Genomic DNA, 21,359 nt, shown 5'->3' on the forward strand with positions numbered 1-21,359 from the left:
CGGTTACAATATGTATATCGTACAGATAGAAGAGAGGTGTAATTTACTTGCGTACAGAGGAGTACATACCAAAGAGGGTAAAAGAATTATGTAGCAAGCATAAAGTCTCCAAATACAGACTTGCACAGCTCACGGATATGTCGCAGACAGCGTTGGCAAATATAATGAATAAGAAGAGCATACCTACAGTACCGACCCTGGAAAGGATCTGTGATGCATTCGGAATTTCAATCGCACAGTTCTTTGCCGGAGATGGTATGCGGCCTGACCTGACGGATGAGCAAGGTGAATTATTGGAGATATGGGATGACTTAAATGCGGATGAACGCAGAATACTGATGAACTTCGTAAGGACGCTGAAGAAGTAAGGGGAAGCAGTTTGATTGTATCTGACAAGACTGGCTTCCCTTTTTCTATGCATTCCGGTGACCACGGAAAGTGATGAGGATGTATATGAGAGTACAGGATGAGGAATTCAAAACAATGGTCTACGATCTGATGAACGGACATTATGATCTGGATAAGTTTGATTGTGAGGAAAGCAGTGTGGTAGAGAATGAATTTGAAGAAGGCAGATACTGTGAAAAACTCTACAGTGAAATGCTTGCAGCCTATGGAAGGATATGCCAGAGACTGCATGAGCAGTCCGGTGAGGATAGGGACGTGGAAATCATAATAAACAATCTGCTGGATATGGGCAGATACCAGAGCATGAAGATGTTTAGTTATGGAGCATTCTTTGCAAAGAAAGAAAATAACCAATAAAGAAATGCAAAAATGGTGTGGCTGTGATTGGATAGTCACACCATTTTTGGTATAATATATAAAAAGAAACTGCTGATTTAAAATGGAATGGAGGTATGCGGATATGAATGGAAGTCATGCACCAGAACTAACGGATTTGTTAAAAGAGATTACGGAAGATATCGCTAAATATGTAATTAAAGAAGGACAGCCTATCATTTTGATAGATGAGTATTCTTGGTATAGAGAAGTGCTTTCTTTGATGGCTAAACAGGTGAATTTGTGCGATAGCTGCATTTTGCTTTTGGAAAACGGAATGGAACAGGAAGCTTACCTTTTGGCAAGAAGCCAGTTTAATAATACTTTATGGATAAAGTATTTATGCGAAGCTGAAGAAGGAGATAATACAAGACTCAAAGAATTTTTCTATCAACCAGATATTAACCAACTCAGGTCAAATCAAAATCTGAAAAAAATGATACGGGATTTTGGTGATACATTAGATGAGAGATTCAAAGGCGAAGAAACAATTACTAAACTAAATAGAGGCAGCAAGGAAATTCGAAAAATATTGAAAAGGGAGAATCTAGGAGAAAGTCCAAAGAGCATTGCAGAACTGGCCAAACAGGATCCGATTTTATTTGGAATGTATATTACCTTATATAATGAAGGCAGTAAATTTGAACATTCGGATATTAGTACAACAAAATTATATAGAAGACAAGCTGCCGAGGGATACCCAACAGATCAGGTATTTGTATTTGATTTGGGAAAATCAAATAAGGAAGGCTGGTTTAAGGTTTTTCAATATTCGCAAATGAGTTTGTTTTTTGCTTTTGACAGTATTTGCAAACGTGTGAAAGAACGAGAAAGTCAATTGTTTGAAGCAACTCCATATGGAAAAGGGGCTTATTCAGAGGAAGATTTCAATAAAATTCTTTTGAAATTTAAGGCTTGTATGAGCTTGTGCGAAAGATATGAAAATAAATAGTAAGTAGATTATCGAAAAATAGTATGGCTTATGAATTGACAGCCGTGCTATTTTTTGTTACAAATAATTCATAGATAGTCCAAAATGTTCTGATAGCATTGTAACGACAAATTCACATCAACCAACATATCTGGGTATCTTTTTAGCATATTTTGAGAGACGATACCACTTCCAAAAAGTTAGAAAATATAGTGATTTCGAGGGTTAGACGGGGGATACTTGTATCCCCCTACGATTGCTAGGTTTGGGGGTAAGGAAAAATCCTTTTATATATGAAGTAATGCCATCTATTTTATACAGGGTAAAACCCCAGACGGGACTGCATATAACAGTTTTATGTATGGCTTTTAATAAGCTGCTTACATTATTGAAAGTGCCCGATAAACTTTCAATAACACTTACCGTGTTGCTGCTGCTTCTTTATGGCATTATGACGGGATTTGGAATTTCGACAAATAGAGCGGTCATTATGATGGTCATTGCTTTGTTTGCCGGATTTGTCGGAAGAAGTTATGATATGCTGTCTGCAACGGCTGTAAGTGCGGTTATTATAGTCATATTAAAACCAATGGCTCTTTTCTCATGCAGTTTTTTATTATCATATGGTGCGATTATTGCTATAGCTTATTTTTATCCATTTTTAAGGGATGATATTTTCGCGTGCAAAAATGATTTTAAACATAATAATAAAGAAAGATTGGTACAGCACATAAAAAAAGAGATTATAAAATCCATGCTGGTGAGTTTTTCGATACAGTTTTTTACACTGCCGGTTATATTATATTACTTTTTTCAGACACCATCATACAGTATAGTCTTAAATCTTTTGATAGTTCCACTTTCGACATTTCTTGTCATAATTAGTGCTTTGGGCGGTCTTTTGGGAATAGTTTTTTTGCCACTTGGAAAATTTATGCTTGGCGGAGCCTATTTTATACTTAAATTTTATGATGGGGTATGCGAGTTATTTAATAAACTACCCATGCATCATATTGTTACGGGACGACCGGGTATTATTAAAATATTTATATTTTATCTGGTTTCATTTACTTTGATTTTTGCTGTAAAATATCTGAAAGATTATATATATATTAAAAAGGATTTTGATGCAGGATTTTCTTCTGTTTTGTTATCTTTTTCGGCAGAAATTTCAAAAATATCACATTATACATTTTTGCTTTTCATGGTGTTGTATGTTTTTATGCTGATACCTCCTCAAAATGACAGATTTAACATTTGTTTTCTGGATGTAGGACAAGGTGACTGTATCATTATTAAAAATGACAACGGAAAAGTTTATATGATAGACGGCGGAAGTTCGGACAAAGACAGTGTCGGAAAATATATCATCACACCGTATCTTAAGTATTATGGCATAGAGAAAATAGACTACTGTATAATGACACACTCTGACAGCGACCATATATCAGGAATTATTGAAATATTTGAGCAAAAAAACGCAGATAGGATAACCATAGATAATTTTCTGCTTCCAAACCCTGACAATGAACTTAAAGATGAAGCTTATTATCAGATACTTAGGCTTGCAAAAAACAACTGTAATAAAGTCAGGTATATTAAAACCTATGACAAGATTATTGATGGTGATATGACAATGACCTGTGTTCATCCGGACAATGGCTGTAAAACCGATTCAGCGAATGCTTACTCTACAGTATTAAGTATAGTTCACAAAAACAACAGTATTCTTCTCACCGGGGATCTGGAAAAAGATGGAGAAGATAAAGTGCTTGATATATTGAATTCTGACTTTGAAAATTTTCCACAAAAATATACTTTGCTAAAAGCTGCACATCATGGCAGTAAAAACTCGACAACAGAGGCATTCTTAAGACGAACAATGCCTGAAAAAACCATCATATCCTGTGGAAAAAACAACAGATATGGGCATCCTCACAGTGAACTTCTAAAAAAACTTGAATATATAGAAACAAAAATATACAGGACAGATGTAGAAGGTGCTTTGAATTTTGAAGAGTAGTGTGAAAAATCCATATATGCAAGATTTTTCGCACACAAGATTTGTGTCTGCGCACACTTGACACAAACTTAATATGCACAAAAAACGTGTGCAGAAATGAGGATTAATATGCAAATTTAACTGTTGTAACAGTCCAGCCCTTCATTTATTACATTCGTAAACCTGCCAGCAAGCTGTCAGTCGCTGCTATGCAGCTTGTGTTTACTTACGCGAAAGCAAAGTGAGGATGGAACAAATTTATTTGTTCCATCTGAGCGTGCTCGCGAGGGCTTTGCCCTCATTTCATAAATGAAAGGCTATTCAGCCAAAAAACACAAGTCAATAATACATTGAGCAAGCTCATGTATTATTGACTTATCTTTTTTGGGCTGAACTGTTACTAACTGTTAAATTTTGGTTTAACATACACTAGACAATCCATTCAAATTTTAATATAATATATTAAGTTGAATGTGACGATGGGAGGATATATTTTGGCTGGAAAAAATACACGAAATAATATCATAAAAATGAAAAAACGCCAAAACCCATGGACTGGAATTATGCTTATTTTGTTTTCGGTATATATCATAGTATTGTTTGTGCAATCGCTAAATCAGGATAATATTTCAATATACGAAGTGACACAAAATAAACTTGCTGATGATGATACGATAAGAGGTGTTATTTTAAGAGATGAGCACTTAATCAAGGCTAAAAGTTCCGGGTATATTAATTATTATGTAGGTGAGGGTGCAAGAATCGGAGTAAATACTACGATTTATTCTGTTGACAGAACAGGTGGCTTTAATGATTCATTAGATAAAGAGGGTGCAGACAATTATTCGTTGTCTGATGAAGATACTAAGACCATTCGTGCAGATATTGCCGAATACAGGGCTTCATTTAACTTTTCTGATTATAGTGGAATTACAAATTTCAGGTATAATCTTGACAATTCACTTTTGAAAATGACGACCAATGGGCTTTTAAAAAGAGCAAAACGGATATTAAAAAATGATTCATCTTCATCTTTGAAAATGATTAAATCAGGAAAAACCGGAATTATTTCATTCTGCTCAGATGGACTTGAAAAGCTTGATATTGATTCTATCAATCAGAAAACATTCTCTGATACGACAGATAAGTGGAAACAGTTAAGACAAAAGAAAGAAATATCAAAGGGCGATACGGCATATAAACTTATCACAAGTGATAACTGGTCAATTGTCATACCTCTTACAAAGAAGCAATATAAGAAGCTTTATGATAAAGACAGTATAGATGTAGTTATAAAAAAAGACAATAACAAGTTTACACCATCAGTTATGACATTTACGGAAAAATCAAAATATTATGCAAAATTGGAATTTACCAAAGACATGATAAATTATATTGATAACAGATATCTTGACATTCAGCTTGAATTTAATGAAGCAGCCGGACTTAAGATACCGGTATCTTCCATAATCAAAAAGAAATTTTATATGGTACCTGAAGAATATATTACAAATGGTGGCGATGATGGAAGTACAGGTGTAATGCTTAAAACATATGACAAGCATGGAAACCAGCATAATACATTTAAAAAAGCTAAGGTTTATTATAAAGATGAAAAAAACAGATGTTATATCGATGCCAGATTGTTTTCGGTAGGTGACATCATAGTGGCAGATGTCTCTGCAAATGGAAGTGAGCTGAGTTTGACAAGGACAGCCAGACTTGATGGGGTATATTATTGTAATAATGGCTATTGTACTTTTAAAAGGATTGATATAACATATTCAAATTCCGAATATGCCATTGTACCTGAAGATACAATATACGGTCTGCAGATATATGATCATATAATTCTTAATCCTAATTTTGTTAAAGAAGATGAGATAATCTGACATTAAGTACATAAAAGTGTATATTAAAATTAGAAGTCAGCCGGATATTTACAATACGCTATGCTGTCTGACTGATGGTATTAAAATAAATATCGCAATATGGAGGTAATAATAAATGGTTAAGGAAAATCTTAAAGAGGTGGAGGAAAAGATAACTGCCGCGTGTGAGAGAGCAGGCAGAGACAGAAATGAAGTTACTTTGATCGCTGTAAGTAAAACAAAACCTATGGAAATGATAGAAGAAGCATATTCTGCCGGCAAGAGAGATTTCGGAGAAAATAAAGCACAGGAAATGAAAGAAAAACATGATGCACTGCCTGATGATATAAAGTGGCATTTTATCGGTCATCTTCAGACAAATAAAGTAAAATATGTTGTAGGCCGTGCAACTCTCATACATTCCGTAGATTCGCTGCACCTTGCAGAAGCGATTGAAAAAGAAAGCGAAAAGAAAAATCTTGTTTCAGATATTCTTATAGAGGTTAATGTGGCGTGTGAAGAATCAAAATTTGGTCTTAAAACAGACGAAGTAGAAAAACTCGTGCGAGATGTTGCAAAACTTCCACATTTGAGAGTCAAAGGCTTGATGACGATAGCACCATTTGTCGAAAATGCTGAAGAAAACAGAAATATTTTCAGAGAATTAAAGGCATTATCTGTTGACATAGCAGCTAAAAACATTGATAATATTAGCATGGATATTCTTTCGATGGGTATGACCGGAGATTATGAGGTGGCTGTTGAGGAAGGAGCTACACTTGTACGTGTGGGTACCGGAATTTTTGGTGAAAGAAATTATTCAATATAAAGGAGGACAGCCTAATGGGTGAAAAGGGTAAGGTAAGCAGCTTTTTAAATTTTTTTAAACTGGGAGATGATGATTTCGATGACTTTTACGATGATCCATATGAAAGTGATGTCGATGATAAAGAACTTCGTAAAGAGGAAAAGCGTTTAAAAAAAGAGCAGAGGCGTGAAGAGAAAAGAAGTTTTTCAAGAACACCTTATGATGATCATGAGGATGATTATGAAAATGAGCCTGAATATTCACAGAAAAAAAACACTTCAAAAGGTGCTGCTCAAAGCAAAGTTGTGCCTATAAGAACATCCGCAAGTGATGTTGAGGTATGTATATTTAAACCTGCAAATTTTGGTGAATCACAGGAAGTATGTGATATTCTTCTTGGTGGACAGCCTGTAATCGTAAATCTTGAGGGGATTGATGTTGAGGAAGCTCAGCGTATAATGGATTTTGTATCGGGATGTATCTTTTCAATCCAGGGAAATATGCGTCAGATTTCAAAATATATTTTTATTTTCTCGCCAAAAACTATTGATATATCAGGTGATTACATAAAAAATGTTGCAGAAAACAATGAGGGAATAAGTATTCCAACACTTAGTAAGGAGTTTTAAGCAATGCAGCATTATCTGGTATATACATTGTATTTGCTTTTTATCATTCTTATGATAATCAATCTTATATATATGCTCAGAGGAATAATTCCTTTGGGCAGTTTCATTAATAATATACTTGATAATCTGATGAAACCATTATTATGTCCTGTAAGGTATCTGGTAAAACATTCAATATTAAAGTGTATAAAGGTTGACATAAGCCCATATATAATTTTGATAGTATTATCGTATTTACAGGCAGTATGTAAATATTTTCTGGTATAATCCACCTTGATTATGCAAATATAGTGCGGATAATACCAGGGTAAAGTGAATTAGGTGGTAATGCCATGCATTTATCAAAAGATGAACAGATATTATATAATCATTTCGAGGATATGTATAATACAGCATATAACAGAGGAATTCCGATATTTAGCGATTTTGTCGGATTAAATGGACTTGAACTATGTTATAGATTGTTGGATAAAAATAAGGTACGCCCTGATATGTATGAGAATAAACTCATCACATATGGCGGATATGATGGAGCAATGTACCAGATGTTATGTTTTTTACCTGAAAACAATTACATTGATATTAGAAAAGCTGATTTCCCAATATCCTGTATAAAAATTGCACCGGTTAATAATAAATTTTGTGATAAGCTGACACATCGTGATTTCTTAGGTGCGGTTATGAATCTTGGTATTGAAAGAAATCAGGTTGGAGATATAGTCGTGAAAGAAGCTGATTCATATTCAAAAGCCTGCGTTGCATATGTTTATTGCAAATCTAATAAAGAAAAACTTATAGAATCAATAACAAGTATAAAGCACACTACAGTTTATTGTGAAGCAGTCGCAATGACAGAAATTGATTCTACACCAAAATATAGAGAAATAATCGGAAGTGTTGCTTCATTAAGGCTTGACGCTGTTACAGCGGTTGCATTAAAAAGTTCGCGTTCTCAATGTCTTGAACATATAAGAGCAGGAAATGTGTATATAAATGGCAGAAATTCTACGGAAAACGCTAAAGAAATAAAAGATGGTGATATACTTACAGTCAGAGGTTTTGGAAAATATCTGATAGAAACTTCGGAAAATATTACCAGAAAAGGGCGTTATCATATTATAGTAAAACAGTACATTTAGGAGGTATTAAAATGCTTACACCGGCAGATATTAAACATCGTTCCCTTAAAACAACGATGGGTGGATATAATAAAAAAGATACAGATGAGTTTTTAGCATCGATACTTGAAAGTTTTGAAGAACTCAGTTCAGAAAATGCCAAGTTAAAAGAGAAGCTTACTTCACTCAGTGAAGGAATACAATATTATAAAAATCTTGAAGATAACCTTCAAAAGGCACTTGTATTAGCTGAAAAGACTTCAGAAGAAACAAAGAATGCTGCAAAAGCGGAGGCTGCTAATATAGTCAGTCTGGCAAAGAAAGAGGCTGATGACATTGTTTCAAATGCACAAAAAGAAGCAGATAAATATACTGATAATGCAAAAGCTGAGTTTGATAAAAAAGTTACAGATGCACAGAAAAAATATGAGGAGATAAACGGCAAATTGTCTTTATTATCATCATCATATGAAGAATATAAGCAAAAAATAAAGGTCATTATAAAAGAACAGCTTGATTTTGTGAATGGCGAATGTTCTTCACCTGAAACCCCTGAAAATTTGATTTCCGGCGAAGAAACTTCAGGTATAAACAGTTTTGAAAAAGAGGATTTAGTAAAAGAAGAAAAAAGTAATGTTATTGAAGAAATATCTGCTGAGCCGGACATAACTGCAGAAGTGGAAAATGATGCAGAAATCGAAGCTGCATCAGAGTCAGATAACATCGTAAATGCAACGGATGCGAAATCGTCTGACACCACCATAGAAGAAAAACAGAACTTTATCTGGCAGTCAGTTGAAGAAGATGATGATATAAAAGATAAAGAAATTGACGCAGAGAATGACACTGTTTCTGATATAAAAGAAAATGAAGCCGTTGAAAATATCAATAAATCTGAAGTACTGAAATCTGAGGATAAAAAGCAGACAGGTATCGAGGAGAATAAATACGAAACTGAACCTAAAAATGAAGCCGATAATGCAGAAGATGATATTATAGTAGAGAATATTATGATGAAAACACCTACAATTAATGATGCCAAAGAAGACATATCAAACACCGTGTTCCCGGCATCTATGCCTAAAGATGATAGTGTTTCATATCTTTCAGGCAATAATGCAGGTTCAAAAGAAAAAAGGAACCCATTTACATTTATTGACTTGGATTAAAGTTATTGACATAAATTTTAGAGTTATAAATTTTGATTAGAGTTATCATTTAGGTTAAAATTATTGACTTATATTAGAGTTATTACTTAGATTAAAGTGTGAATAGCTTTATTTTTACATTTAAGATTTGTGTCTGTGCACACTTGACACAAACCTGATATTCAAAAAATGTGTGCAGAAATGGGGACTAATATGAGTAAGCTGATTACAGTTCATTATGATGATAAACCAATATATAATATAACTATAGAAAAAGATTATAGTAAACTTGCTTCTGTGATAAAAGAGCAGGTGGAAGCTGAACATAAAGTTTGTGTAGTTTCAGACAGCAGTGTGGCATCACATTATCTTGATGCCGTTATGGATATAGCATCTGAATGTGTGAGTAAAGTTACTTCATTTGTATTTCCGGCAGGTGAGGAGTCTAAAAATCTCAATGTCGTTGAGGATTTATATGAACATCTTATAAAAGAAAAATTTGACAGGAAAGATATTTTACTTGCTCTCGGCGGTGGTGTTGTAGGTGACCTTACAGGTTTTGCTGCTTCGACATATCTTAGAGGCATAAAAGTCATACAGCTTCCAACAACACTTCTTGCAATGGTAGACAGCAGTGTCGGTGGAAAGACCGGTGTTGATTTCAGGGGATATAAAAATATGGTTGGAGCATTTCACCAGCCATCAGCAGTATATATGAACCTTTCAACGCTGAATACCCTTACCGAAAAGCAATATTATTCAGGATTTGGTGAGATTATAAAGCATGGTCTTATAAAAGACACAGAATATTATTCATATATAGAAAAACATCTTTCTGAATTAAACAGCCGCAACCTTGATGTACTTGAAGAAGTGGTGTCAGGAAGCTGCAATATTAAAAGAATGGTTGTCGAAAATGATCCTACGGAAAAAGGTGAGCGTGCATTGCTCAATTTCGGACACACATTAGGACACGCCATAGAAAAACTTATGAATTTTTCACTTCTTCACGGTGAGTGTGTTTCACTTGGAATGGTTGCAGCAGGTTATATTTCCATGAAGCGTGATATGATAACTGAAGATGAGTTTAAAGGCATGACAGATATGTTAAAAACACTCAATCTCCCGGTTTCTGTCAGTGAACTTAGTGCCGACAGCATTATAGAAACGTCTAAAAGCGACAAAAAGATGGATGCTGGCAAGATAAAATTTATATTGCTTGACAGACCGGGAAATGCTGTTATCAGAAAAGATGTGACCGATGATGAAATGAGAGAAGCATTATCTGTCGTATTAGCATAAAAATTATACAGAAATGAGGATTAACATGAAAAAGGCTGTCTGGTATTTAAAATGGATAATATTATTTTTGGTACTTATTGGAGCAGACCAAATGACAAAACAGCTTGCCGTAGGCACATTAAAAGGAAATACAGGTTTTCCTATAATAAAAAATGTATTTAAATTGTTTTACCTTGAAAATCATGGTGCAGCTTTTGGACTTTTTCAAAATCAAAGATTTCCATTGCTTATCGTCACGATTATTGTGTTGTTAGCGATTGGTTTTGTTTTTAACCGCATACCGCATGAAAAAAAATTTACTTCTATGAGATGGATTCTTGTTGTCCTTGCTGCAGGAGCTGTAGGAAATATGATAGACAGAATTGCAAACGGTTATGTTGTCGATTTTTTGTATTTTGAGCTTATCAATTTCCCGGTATTTAATGTGGCTGATTGTTATGTTGTTATCAGTGCTGTTTTGGCTGTCTTATTGATTATATTTTATTATGATGATAATGATCTGGACAGAATATTGAAAAAATAAGATTATTCCATCTAATCTTGTGTGGATGGATAGAAATTGAATATAAGAATTGAGGTTAAGTATGAGCGATGACAGTTTGAAGATTGAAAATAAAGATAAAGACAATATTGATATTTCCGAGATACATGATATTCAGGTTGAAAATGAATTTGATAACTGTCGTCTTGACAGATTTTTGACTGAAAAGTTTAAGGATATGTCGCGCTCATTTATTCAGAAACAGATAAAAGATGGTCTGGTAAAAGTAAATGGTAAAGCCGTTAAAAGCAGCTATAAACTTCAAAGCGGTGACAAGGTACAGATGAGTATATGTGAACCAAAAGACATAGCGATAGTTCCGGAGAATATTCCGCTCGACATAATTTATGAGGACAGTGATATTATACTTATAAATAAACCGAAGCAGATGGTCGTTCACCCGGCTCCCGGACATTACAGCGGCACAATAGTCAATGCACTTATGTACCATTGTGATGACCTGTCAGGTATAAACGGAGAGCTGAGACCGGGTATAGTTCACAGAATAGATCAGGATACTACAGGTGTTATAGTTGCCTGCAAAAATGATAAAGCACACAGATGCATTGCAGAACAGTTGAAAGAACATTCTATCACAAGAACATACCATGCCATAGTCTGTGGTCATTTAAAACAGTCAGAGGGAACTATCGAGGGGGATATAGGGAGACATCCGGTAGATAGAAAAAAAATGGCGATTAATGTAAAAAACGGTAAAAAAGCTGTAACACATTATAAAGTGTTAGATACCTTAAATAATAAATATACTTATATAGAATGTAAACTTGAAACAGGCAGAACGCATCAGATAAGAGTTCACATGGCAAGCATCGGACACCCGATACTTGGTGATACGGTCTACGGTCCGGCAAAATGTCCATTTAAACTAACAGGTCAGACTTTGCATGCAAAAACATTAGGTTTTATACATCCGACAACAGGACAATATGTAGAATTTGATGCAGAACTTCCAAATTATTTTAAGGAACTTCTTAATAAGTTAAGAAAGTGATTGCAATATAACAAAAATGTGATTGATATATGACACAGGTATATCAGGCTTAAGCAGCTTAAGCTGAAAAATGGCAATAGACAATATATATAGGGAGATACAGCATGAAAAAGACAAATGATGGTATAATAAGACTGCATGAGGGCGAACTAAATGTGATGGAACTACTATGGTCTAATAAAGAACTGGCAGCAAAAGATATCGCAAAAATAATCAAAGAATATATTGGCTGGGAAAAAAATACTACATATACGGTTATAAAACGATTAATTGATAAAGGTGCCATTGTTCGTGAAGATCCCGGATTTATCTGTAAAGCACTTATTAGTAAAGCGGCTACACAGGAAATTGAGACACAGGCACTTTTAGATAAATTGTATAATGGCTCGCTCAGTAATTTTATTGCGACATACCTTGCAGCTAAAGAATTGACATCTGCAGATATTGCAGAGTTGAAAAAACTGGTAAATAAATATTAAACTTTTTGTGTAGGGTAGTATTTTTAACTCTTTGATAAATTCCAGTTTTCCAAAGAGATAAGGAGGAAAAACATATGACAGACAACAATATATCGTTTTTAGGAAAAAACAATAAAAATAATGATAAAAAAAATGTTTCAGACAAAAATATAAATTCAGACACAATCGAAAATATTTCAAATAAAAACACTGTTTTAGATGCAGCCGACAAAAAAAATATCTCAGGCAAAACCACAACTTTAAGTGCTGCTGCAAAATCAAAACAGACTCAGACAGATCAAAATTATCATCAGCAGGTATCACTTAGAGATACAAAAAAATTGCGTGAACAATTAAAAGAACTTCCAACATTTTGCAAAGATTTTTTTCGTGGTATCGAACCAAAGACAACAACAAAAACACGCATGGGTTATGCATCTGATTTAAGGACATTTTTCAGATTTCTTTTATCTGCAAATCCCGAACTTTCTGCAAGACAAATTGACGCAAAGAAAAATATTGTCATTGATGATGACGCAAAGAAAAATATTGTCATTGATGACAATAAAAATCAAGGTGCAAACGACCATACAGACAGTTCAGATAATGCTGCTGTATTAGACAGTTATATCTCCGGTATTTCACTAAAAGATATTGAGTCATTAAAACCTGTAGATATTGAAGAATATATGGAATATCTCAAATTATACACATATGCCGGCAGACAGTATTCAAACGACGAACGCGGAATTCACAGAAAAATCGCTTCACTTAAAAGTTTTTATCTGTATTACCAAAAAAGAGAACTTATATCAAATAATCCTACCACTGTAATCGATATGCCAAAGTTGCACGATAAAGAAATAATCCGTCTGGACTCTGAGGAGGTTTCTGAACTTTTAAACCTTGTAGAACACGCAGGTGATAATCTCACAGGTCGTAAAAAAGTATTTTATGAGAAAAACAAGCTGAGAAATATTGCAATCTTTACTCTTTTTCTTGGGACAGGCATCCGTGTTTCCGAGTGTGTAGGACTGAATATAGAAGATGTTGATTTTAAAGAATGTCGTATAAGAATTATACGAAAAGGCGGCAAGGAAGAATATGTATATTTTGGCGATGATGTTGCAGATGCACTTGAGAATTATATAGATTATGCGCGTTCGGAAATTGTACCAAGAGAAGGTCATGAACACGCACTCTTCTACTCTATCCAACGCCGACGTATGACTGTGCAGGCAATAGAGGATCTTGTCAAAGAATATGCAACTAAAGTTACAACATTTAAGCATATTACACCACATAAACTTCGCAGCACATATGGCACGGCACTTTACAGACAGACAGGGGATATTTATCTTGTAGCAGATGTTTTAGGACACAATGATGTAAATACAACAAAGAAACATTATGCTGCAATAGATGATGATAAAAAACGAAGTGCCGCAGGAGCTGTTAAATGGGGAAATTAATTTATAGCAGAACCCCTCAAGAATTGCAAAGCAATTCTTGAGGGGCAAAACACTGGTTTTGCGCTTTTCTATGCTATAGGAAAATGATCGTAAAGTAGTGTGACACCAGGGGCAAAACGCTGGTTTTGCCCTTTTTATTTTGCAGGATATTTCTTAAATATTTTTTCTACACCATCATACAATGCTTTAGCAGCTTTTTCTCTGTATGAAGCCTTTTTTAGATTAGGATAATCCTTATTGCCGGTTATAAATCCAAGTTCAACTAAAACTGACGGTACAGTGTTATATTTATTAACTACAAATCCTGCCTGACGCACGCCTCTGTTTTTAGAATTTATCCCGTTTAATACAGAATTAAGCATTATTGAAGCCATCTTTTTACTGTAAAGACCGGTTGAAGTTACTTTATTATTGCGTGATGAATAATATACTTCTGTTCCATTGGCAGTTCTGTTACTTGCACTATTCATGTGAAGACTCAAAAACATATCGGCTCTATAAGTTTTTGAAAGTTTTGGTCTTGTATAAAGATTTATAAATGTATCGTTGTGGCGTGTCCAATATGCTTTTACATTTGAAGTATTGCTTTCAAAATATTTGCGTGCTCTCGTATATAAAATCTCAAGGTTAAGATTTTTCTCATAGAGGCTTCCGAATCTTGCACCGGAATCTTTCCCGCCATGTCCTGCATCTAACAGGATAATATTTTTATATATACTATTTGGAGAGCCGACTTTTACCGTAAAATAACCGTCTTTTTTGTCAATTTTATAGCCTTGCAGCTTAGTTGTGGTTACAATAATCCTTGTGTCACCGCCTGAAGTTTTATTTACCTCTATTTTTTTGATAGCTGAACTATTGTCTATAGGTTTGTTGTTTTTATAAAAAGAGACATGATTTCCAGGAACTATTATATAAAACTGCTTATTCCAATATCTGTCCGTTGCCGTAATCTTCTCTGCCTTAACTTTATCAGGAATCAATGCTTTCATGCTAAAAGATGCCTTAGTAAATGTGATAGTAAAAAAATTTGATGAAATTGATTTACTTGTAATATATTTGTCGTCAAAAGTAACTTTGATATGAGCAGCTAAATTTTGGTCTTCCCATACTTCCAGTGATTTTACGGCTGTACTGTCACTTATTGTTTCCTTAATATCACCAAGAAGATTTTTAGTTTTTGCATATATATATTCAATGCTGTTGTCTCCGGCTTTGACACTCACATTTTCAGATTCAATTGGATTTAATGCAGTAATCTGAACTATATCTTTATTGTCAGAATTTTTAGTGCAAATAATACTGTTAATCGCATTAGTGTAGCTGTTTTCATACCATGTCTGCTCTGATTTTTTATAATAGCTGATAATGTCAGTAACATTTAATGATGTTGCTGTGGACTCATAACCATAACCGAGATTTTGAATAACTTTAGAAGCCGGTACATAAATTGTTTCTTCGGAAGTATTTTCTGAGTTTCTTGCTTTTATAACAGGCTCATCCATAGTTATAGCTGAAGAACCGACAGTTAATTCCGTACTTCCTATGTATGCTTCTATCTGCTCATTGCCATATTTGTTTGTAATAGTAAGTTTACCATTAGTCTCGGAATACTTATATGTGCATCCGAGCTTGTCTGCTAAGAACTCCTTTACAGGCACCATCCATACATCATCAATGCGTATGCCTGGAAATGTACTATTATCGTATAAAGTTTTGTTATAATACATTTTTAGCGAGCTGTCAGCAGCTATATCCGTATATTCATCATTCTGCTCAATGGATACCGCTGCATCAACATATGTTTTTGCTACATTTGTAGTGCTAAGACATATAGCTGCTGCAAAAATTGTAAAAGCAGTCTTTCTGACAACCGCAAGTAATCTTTTATTATGTGTGTTTTGTTTACTGTATCTGAAAAATCTCATTTTAACATAATCCTCCGTGTAAATTTAATGTATTTAATACTATCTGGTGTACTGACCTGGATAGTATTACAAGCAAACATCAGAGCAGATTGCCAATATCCGCCTGACCCATATAATATAAAACAAATCTTTGTTTTACACAACGGTGCTATTTTAACGAAGAACTGTGTCAAAGTTATGGATGTTCAATCTTTTCAGAATGTATGACAACAGGTACGATGATATGATTTCCGGCATATATGGTATCTGAACTAAGTCCGTTGCACCTCTTTATTTCCTCCAAAAAATCATTAAAAGAACCGTCATATTGATTTTTATACTTTTTGGCTATACTCCAAAGCGAGTCATTTTGCTGTATAGTGACAGATACATATGACATTTTTTTCTGACTGCCAACATCCGTATCATTTGTCACGGTGCTGTTAAAAGTGCTCACTCCGGACGATCTGCTTATATGAAAACTTAAAACTGCAATAAATGATGCTATAACAGCTACTATTGCTAACTTAACCGGTAAATATCTTTTCTGTGATAAAATATCTCTTATAAACATAGGCTCCTCCTTTGTGATAAACATTTGTTCGTTTACTGTGTAAACTATATTATCATTAGAACAACTGTTTGTCAATACAAAAGAGAAAATTTGTTCGATAACATGAAATAACTGTCTGGAACTGTTTTAAAGATATTTTTTTATTTCATCCATTACTTTATTTATTATTGCTATATTTTTCATAGTATCTGCTGTTTCAAGTGAATGGTCTGCATCAGGGATAATAGAAAGTTTTATATCATATTCTATGCATTTATCTTTAATAATTTTAGTGTCTGCCCATGAATCAGCAGTTCCATGAAAGGCTATCCCATTGCATGGCTCAAATAAAAATGTTTCTGCAAGAGGTGTCATATAGATATTTCTGCAGGTTATATCATATTCTTTTGCATAACGGGCGGCGACTACTGTTCCTATACTCTTTGAAATGAAAATTATATTCTCATAAGATTTCCAGTCAATATCCGATAATATAAGCTCTGTCTGTGAATATGCTGTTTCAAGTGCTTCTCTCATTTTGTCAGCATTGCCTTTAATTTCTGACGCAAATCCATTGTAATCTACTCTCACGCACTGAAAACCTGCTTCTGCTGCAAGTTTTCTGCTGTAATAAAGTAATGGTTTGTCATTGTGGTAACCTATTCCCGGAAAAAATATGGCAAGTTTTTTGCTCATTGTTTTGTCTCCTATCTAAATTTCAAAAAGAGAGCCCTCAAAAACTCTGAGGACTCCCAAAACACTAAAGTTTATTTATGGTTTATTAGAATTTACCAGCGTCAGCAGCTTCCTGAATAGATACTGCAACTGCAACTGTCATACCAACCATAGGGTTATTTCCGGCACCGATAAGACCCATCATCTCAACATGGGCAGGTACTGAAGATGATCCGGCGAACTGAGCGTCTGAATGCATTCTTCCTAATGTATCTGTCATACCATAAGATGCAGGACCTGCAGCCATGTTATCAGGATGGAGTGTACGTCCTGTACCACCGCCTGAAGCAACTGAGAAGTATTTCTTACCCTGCTCGATACATTCTTTCTTGTATGTACCTGCAACAGGATGCTGGAAACGAGTTGGGTTTGTTGAGTTACCTGTGATAGATACATCAACACCCTCTTTGTGCATGATAGCTACACCTTCGCAAACATCGTTTGCACCATAGCAGTTTACTTTTGCACGAAGTCCGTCTGAATAAGACTTACGGAATACTTCTTTTACTGTGTTTGTGTATGGATCATACTCTGTCTCAACAAATGTGAATCCGTTGATACGGGAAATGATCTGAGCAGCGTCTTTTCCAAGACCGTTAAGGATAACACGGAGAGGTTTCTTACGAACCTTGTTTGCTTTCTCAGCGATACCGATAGCACCTTCTGCTGCGGCGAATGACTCATGTCCTGCAAGGAATGCGAAACACTCTGTCTCTTCTTCAAGGAGCATTTTTCCTAAGTTACCATGTCCAAGACCAACTTTACGTGTATCTGCAACTGAACCAGGGATACAAAATGCCTGTAATCCTTCACCGATTGCTGCTGCTGCGTCTGCTGCACGACGGCAGTCTTTTTTGATTGCGATAGCTGCACCAACTATATATGCCCAACAGGCGTTCTCAAAACAGATTGGCTGAATGCCTTTAATCTGGTCATATACATTTAATCCAGCATCTTTAGTAATCTTTTCAGCTTCTTCAATAGAAGCGATACCATAGCTGTTTAAAACGCTATTGATTTTATCAATTCTTCTTTCATATGATTCAAATAATGCCATTGTTCGTTTGCCTCCTTTATATTATTTTGCGATCTCTTCATCTGTTCTTGGGTCGATAAGCTTAACAGCGTCGTCAACACGGCCATACTGTCCACAAGCTTTTTCCCAAGCTGTGTTAGGATCATCACCTTTTTTGATGAAGTCTGTCATTTTTCCAAGGCTGACGAATTTGTAACCAATGATAAGGTCATCTTCATCTAATGCGATAGCTGTAACATAACCCTCAGCCATCTCTAAGTAACGAGGACCTTTCTTTAATGTACCATACATAGTACCAACCTGTGAGCGAAGTCCCTTACCAAGATCTTCAAGACCGGCACCGATAGCAAGTCCATCCTCAGAGAAAGCACTCTGCGAACGACCATAAACGATCTGAAGGAAAAGCTCTCTCATAGCTGTATTGATAGCATCACAAACTAAGTCTGTGTTTAATGCTTCCATTACTGTAAGTCCCGGAAGAATTTCAGATGCCATAGCTGCTGAATGTGTCATTCCTGAACATCCGATAGTCTCAACTAAAGCTTCCTGTATAATACCTTCCTTAACATTGAGAGTAAGTTTGCACGCACCCTGCTGTGGTGCACACCAGCCTACACCATGTGTAAAGCCGGAAATATCCTTTACTTCTTTTGCCTTAACCCATTTTGCTTCTTCTGGGATTGGTGCACAACCATGGTGTACTCCCTGAGCTACTGGGCACATGTTTTCTACTTCCTGTGAATAAATCATGTTCTTGCTCCTTTCAATAATGCTTATTATCTGCGACATTATCCGCAGTCCTAAACTATATTTTCGCATAAATTGATTGTGAAGTCTATACCTTTTTGAAAAATTTTGTCAAAAAATTTCAGATATTGCAAGATTTTATTGAATAAGACGGTAGAGACAGCAAAAACCGGCAATAATTGATAGTCAGTTATCAATTATCCCGGCTTTTATCATATCTAAAATATGTTTATATATTTGTGTGTGTCATAAAGCTTTCCGTTGTGCTTTATTGCAAGTTTATAATTTCCGTGAGCTATTGCCATAAGCGGCATACTCATATAATAATGCTGTGTTCCAAATACTTCAATAGTCTGCTCCGAATCCGTAAAGTCCTGTATATATATGTCATTTTCATTATACAGATATATCTTTTCAAGTTTATGGTCAAGTGCTCTTATCTGTAATAATTCACCATACATACAAATCTGTGGTTTATCGTCATTATTTTCAATATCATCAAAATCTAACAGTTTGGTAAAGTCCTCAGCATTTCCTTCAGCTTTTACAGGTGCATACAGCTCACCGACTACCATATCTTTAGAAAAATCTAACGGTTTCGCCATATCATTTATGTTAAATTCTATTGAATGTGCACTGAAATAATCCAGCTCAGATGAAAATTCATTTGTAATCTCACCCGTATTGTAATCTATTTCATATATTTTTCCGTTATAGCCGTCAATAGGCGGTTTAAGATTTGCACACATGGCAAATACTTTTCCTGTCTTTGTATCATATTCCTCATTTGACCTTGTAACACTTAAAGGAACAGGGATATATTTATCCTGTGTGACTGTCATATTTTTCTCATCTATAGTAAAGAACATGATATTTGATTTTTTTTCTTTATCAAACCATTTGACAGGTCTTCTGTTTGCCGTATGATTGTCAAAAAGCATTATGTGAAGTCTGCCGTCCTTATTTTTTTCATCGTGAACTATCTGGATAGCGTGCTGCTGGAAGAACCATTTTATATCACCCTCCGGTTTAAGGACTTTGTCCTCAACATTAGTTTCCTTGTAAAATTTAGGGTTTGTTAAAATCCAGACAAGTTCGCTTTTCTCAAGACTTATCTTTGCGATAGTGTGGACATTACGCATTGAAATGACAACAGAATCATCCTTGGCAATATATTCTATTGAATTTATATGTGCCCAGTCATTTCTTGTAATGTATTTTTCCGGAAGAAGCTTATTCATATTTATCTCTTTTACTGCCTCGCCGGTAAATCTGTCTATCTCAACTATCTCATTCTCCATAAATGTATCATCCGTAGAACTTGAAAGTGCAAGTATGTTTCCACCCGGCTCTTTTTCTATCGCCCAGTGATGAAGTCCCTTTTTATCATAATAAGTACGGTAAACCCTGCCCATCATATCCATTTCATGCATTACAACTGTATTTGCATTTCCCCATGCAGGTCTCCTCATATGCTTTTCAGGGAATAAAAAGCGTCCGTCTTTAAAAAGATATACACCACAATACTGAGGAATTTTATTGAGTGCAAATCGGATATTTCCTTTTTTATCAAATGCATAAACACCGCCATGATACCCGCCTGAAACAAAAATAAAATCTTTTGACAATGGCTGTGTGCTGTTTGAAAGTTTTACGGCATTGTGAACCGGTTTATCAAGACCTCTTATGATAATGCGTAATTTCTTTGACGCAATTATGCTGTCGTTTTCATCGAGAAGCCTTACGATAATAATATTTACTGAATTTTCATATAATCCTAATAATGGAACCCTGTGATATTTAGTCATTATCTCATCACATACCGTGTAGTCGTCACTCCCTCTTTTGCCGGCTATGGTATATTGAACTTTACAGGACATATCCGTCACAAATAATGCAAGTGCAGATAACGGTGCAATACGATGCGGATTTTTGATGACAAGCATATTATCGAAATCATATTCTTTGCTTTTTAATATCTCGTTTATCGCTACTTCTCTTTTATAAGATGATATTGCAGCAATTTCTGATTTTGTATCTATATTTGTTTCATAGTTATTACTTATGTTATTATAAGTGACATTGTTTGCCCGAACCTGTTTTTCAAGCCATTTATAATTAGCTACAAGTGCGTTCATTGTTTTTTTCTTGATAGGTGCCAATAATTTGTTTATCGTTTTCATATTTCCATCCTTGTTTATAGTTCAAGTCATAATCTTAAGATTTTATTAAGATTTATGCTGATTTTAATATTAAAATACAAATATGTCATTTTTTTTGCAAAAAAGTGTTATTTCTGCCATTTT

Annotated in this window: 20 protein-coding genes; 14 read left to right on the forward strand and 6 right to left on the reverse strand. The window is 34.8% G+C overall.

From position 1 onward, the window contains the following. Positions 1-47 precede the first annotated feature (47 nt). The 14 genes from DW721_RS04965 (at position 48) to DW721_RS05035 (ending at position 14,075) form a co-directional block, all read left to right on the forward strand. Positions 48-368: a helix-turn-helix transcriptional regulator gene (locus DW721_RS04965; protein WP_008117812.1), complete on the forward strand. Its 321-nt coding sequence runs from the start codon at positions 48-50 to the stop codon at positions 366-368. Between the two features lie 85 nt (positions 369-453). Further along, entirely contained in the window at positions 454-765 is a 312-nt protein-coding gene (locus DW721_RS04970; protein WP_243035951.1) for a hypothetical protein, read from the forward strand. Positions 766-868: 103 nt separating this feature from the next. Beyond that, positions 869-1,735, forward strand: coding sequence for a DUF5677 domain-containing protein (locus tag DW721_RS04975; RefSeq protein WP_118745031.1), 867 nt, complete (start codon positions 869-871; stop codon positions 1,733-1,735). Between the two features lie 280 nt (positions 1,736-2,015). Further along, on the forward strand, positions 2,016-3,737 hold the full coding sequence (locus DW721_RS04980; protein ID WP_279221133.1) for a DNA internalization-related competence protein ComEC/Rec2: 1,722 nt from the start codon (positions 2,016-2,018) through the stop codon (positions 3,735-3,737). 473 nt (positions 3,738-4,210) lie between these two features. Beyond that, on the forward strand, positions 4,211-5,608 hold the full coding sequence (locus DW721_RS04985) for an HlyD family efflux transporter periplasmic adaptor subunit (RefSeq protein WP_118745033.1): 1,398 nt from the start codon (positions 4,211-4,213) through the stop codon (positions 5,606-5,608). Between the two features lie 115 nt (positions 5,609-5,723). Next, positions 5,724-6,416 (forward strand): YggS family pyridoxal phosphate-dependent enzyme, encoded by a 693-nt coding sequence (locus DW721_RS04990; protein ID WP_055941945.1) that lies wholly within the window; start codon positions 5,724-5,726, stop codon positions 6,414-6,416. Between the two features lie 14 nt (positions 6,417-6,430). Continuing rightward, positions 6,431-7,024: a cell division protein SepF gene (locus DW721_RS04995; protein WP_118745034.1), complete on the forward strand. Its 594-nt coding sequence runs from the start codon at positions 6,431-6,433 to the stop codon at positions 7,022-7,024. A 332-nt stretch (positions 7,025-7,356) separates the two neighbouring features. After that, positions 7,357-8,163: a YlmH/Sll1252 family protein gene (locus tag DW721_RS05005; protein WP_022013208.1), complete on the forward strand. Its 807-nt coding sequence runs from the start codon at positions 7,357-7,359 to the stop codon at positions 8,161-8,163. Positions 8,164-8,174: 11 nt separating this feature from the next. Then, a complete protein-coding gene (locus DW721_RS05010; RefSeq protein WP_118745036.1) occupies positions 8,175-9,311 on the forward strand; it encodes a DivIVA domain-containing protein in 1,137 nt (378 codons plus the stop codon). Between the two features lie 192 nt (positions 9,312-9,503). Continuing rightward, a complete protein-coding gene (gene aroB, locus DW721_RS05015) occupies positions 9,504-10,592 on the forward strand; it encodes a 3-dehydroquinate synthase (protein ID WP_118745037.1) in 1,089 nt (362 codons plus the stop codon). Between the two features lie 25 nt (positions 10,593-10,617). After that, a complete protein-coding gene (lspA, locus tag DW721_RS05020; protein ID WP_055941931.1) occupies positions 10,618-11,115 on the forward strand; it encodes a signal peptidase II in 498 nt (165 codons plus the stop codon). 61 nt (positions 11,116-11,176) lie between these two features. Continuing rightward, positions 11,177-12,145, forward strand: coding sequence for an RluA family pseudouridine synthase (locus DW721_RS05025; protein WP_118745038.1), 969 nt, complete (start codon positions 11,177-11,179; stop codon positions 12,143-12,145). Positions 12,146-12,249: 104 nt separating this feature from the next. Continuing rightward, the gene (locus DW721_RS05030) at positions 12,250-12,624 is read left to right on the forward strand and encodes a BlaI/MecI/CopY family transcriptional regulator (RefSeq protein ID WP_243020485.1); all 375 of its coding nucleotides are present in this window, start codon (positions 12,250-12,252) and stop codon (positions 12,622-12,624) included. A gap of 74 nt (positions 12,625-12,698) precedes the next feature. Continuing rightward, entirely contained in the window at positions 12,699-14,075 is a 1,377-nt protein-coding gene (locus tag DW721_RS05035; protein ID WP_243035952.1) for a tyrosine-type recombinase/integrase, read from the forward strand. A 134-nt stretch (positions 14,076-14,209) separates the two neighbouring features. Here DW721_RS05035 and DW721_RS05040 read toward each other — a convergent pair whose 3' ends face one another. The 6 genes from DW721_RS05040 to DW721_RS05065 all read right to left on the reverse strand — a co-directional run bounded on the left by DW721_RS05040 (position 14,210) and on the right by DW721_RS05065 (position 21,236). Continuing rightward, positions 14,210-16,003 (reverse strand): N-acetylmuramoyl-L-alanine amidase, encoded by a 1,794-nt coding sequence (locus tag DW721_RS05040; RefSeq protein WP_118498955.1) that lies wholly within the window; start codon positions 16,001-16,003, stop codon positions 14,210-14,212. A gap of 175 nt (positions 16,004-16,178) precedes the next feature. Beyond that, positions 16,179-16,556, reverse strand: coding sequence for a LysM peptidoglycan-binding domain-containing protein (locus tag DW721_RS05045; protein WP_182436218.1), 378 nt, complete (start codon positions 16,554-16,556; stop codon positions 16,179-16,181). A gap of 126 nt (positions 16,557-16,682) precedes the next feature. Next, positions 16,683-17,231 (reverse strand): alpha/beta hydrolase, encoded by a 549-nt coding sequence (locus DW721_RS05050; RefSeq protein ID WP_055941925.1) that lies wholly within the window; start codon positions 17,229-17,231, stop codon positions 16,683-16,685. An 85-nt stretch (positions 17,232-17,316) separates the two neighbouring features. Continuing rightward, complete coding sequence (locus DW721_RS05055; protein ID WP_055941923.1) at positions 17,317-18,327, reverse strand: GGGtGRT protein; 1,011 nt, start codon at positions 18,325-18,327, stop codon at positions 17,317-17,319. 21 nt (positions 18,328-18,348) lie between these two features. Next, the gene (locus tag DW721_RS05060; RefSeq protein WP_022014142.1) at positions 18,349-19,056 is read right to left on the reverse strand and encodes a hypothetical protein; all 708 of its coding nucleotides are present in this window, start codon (positions 19,054-19,056) and stop codon (positions 18,349-18,351) included. A 215-nt stretch (positions 19,057-19,271) separates the two neighbouring features. After that, positions 19,272-21,236, reverse strand: coding sequence for an aryl-sulfate sulfotransferase (locus DW721_RS05065; protein WP_118745040.1), 1,965 nt, complete (start codon positions 21,234-21,236; stop codon positions 19,272-19,274). Positions 21,237-21,359 lie beyond the last annotated feature (123 nt).

It is taken from the genome of Clostridium sp. AM27-31LB (genome assembly GCF_003480745.1).
In the GTDB taxonomy this organism is placed as follows: domain Bacteria; phylum Bacillota; class Clostridia; order Lachnospirales; family Lachnospiraceae; genus Butyribacter; species Butyribacter intestini.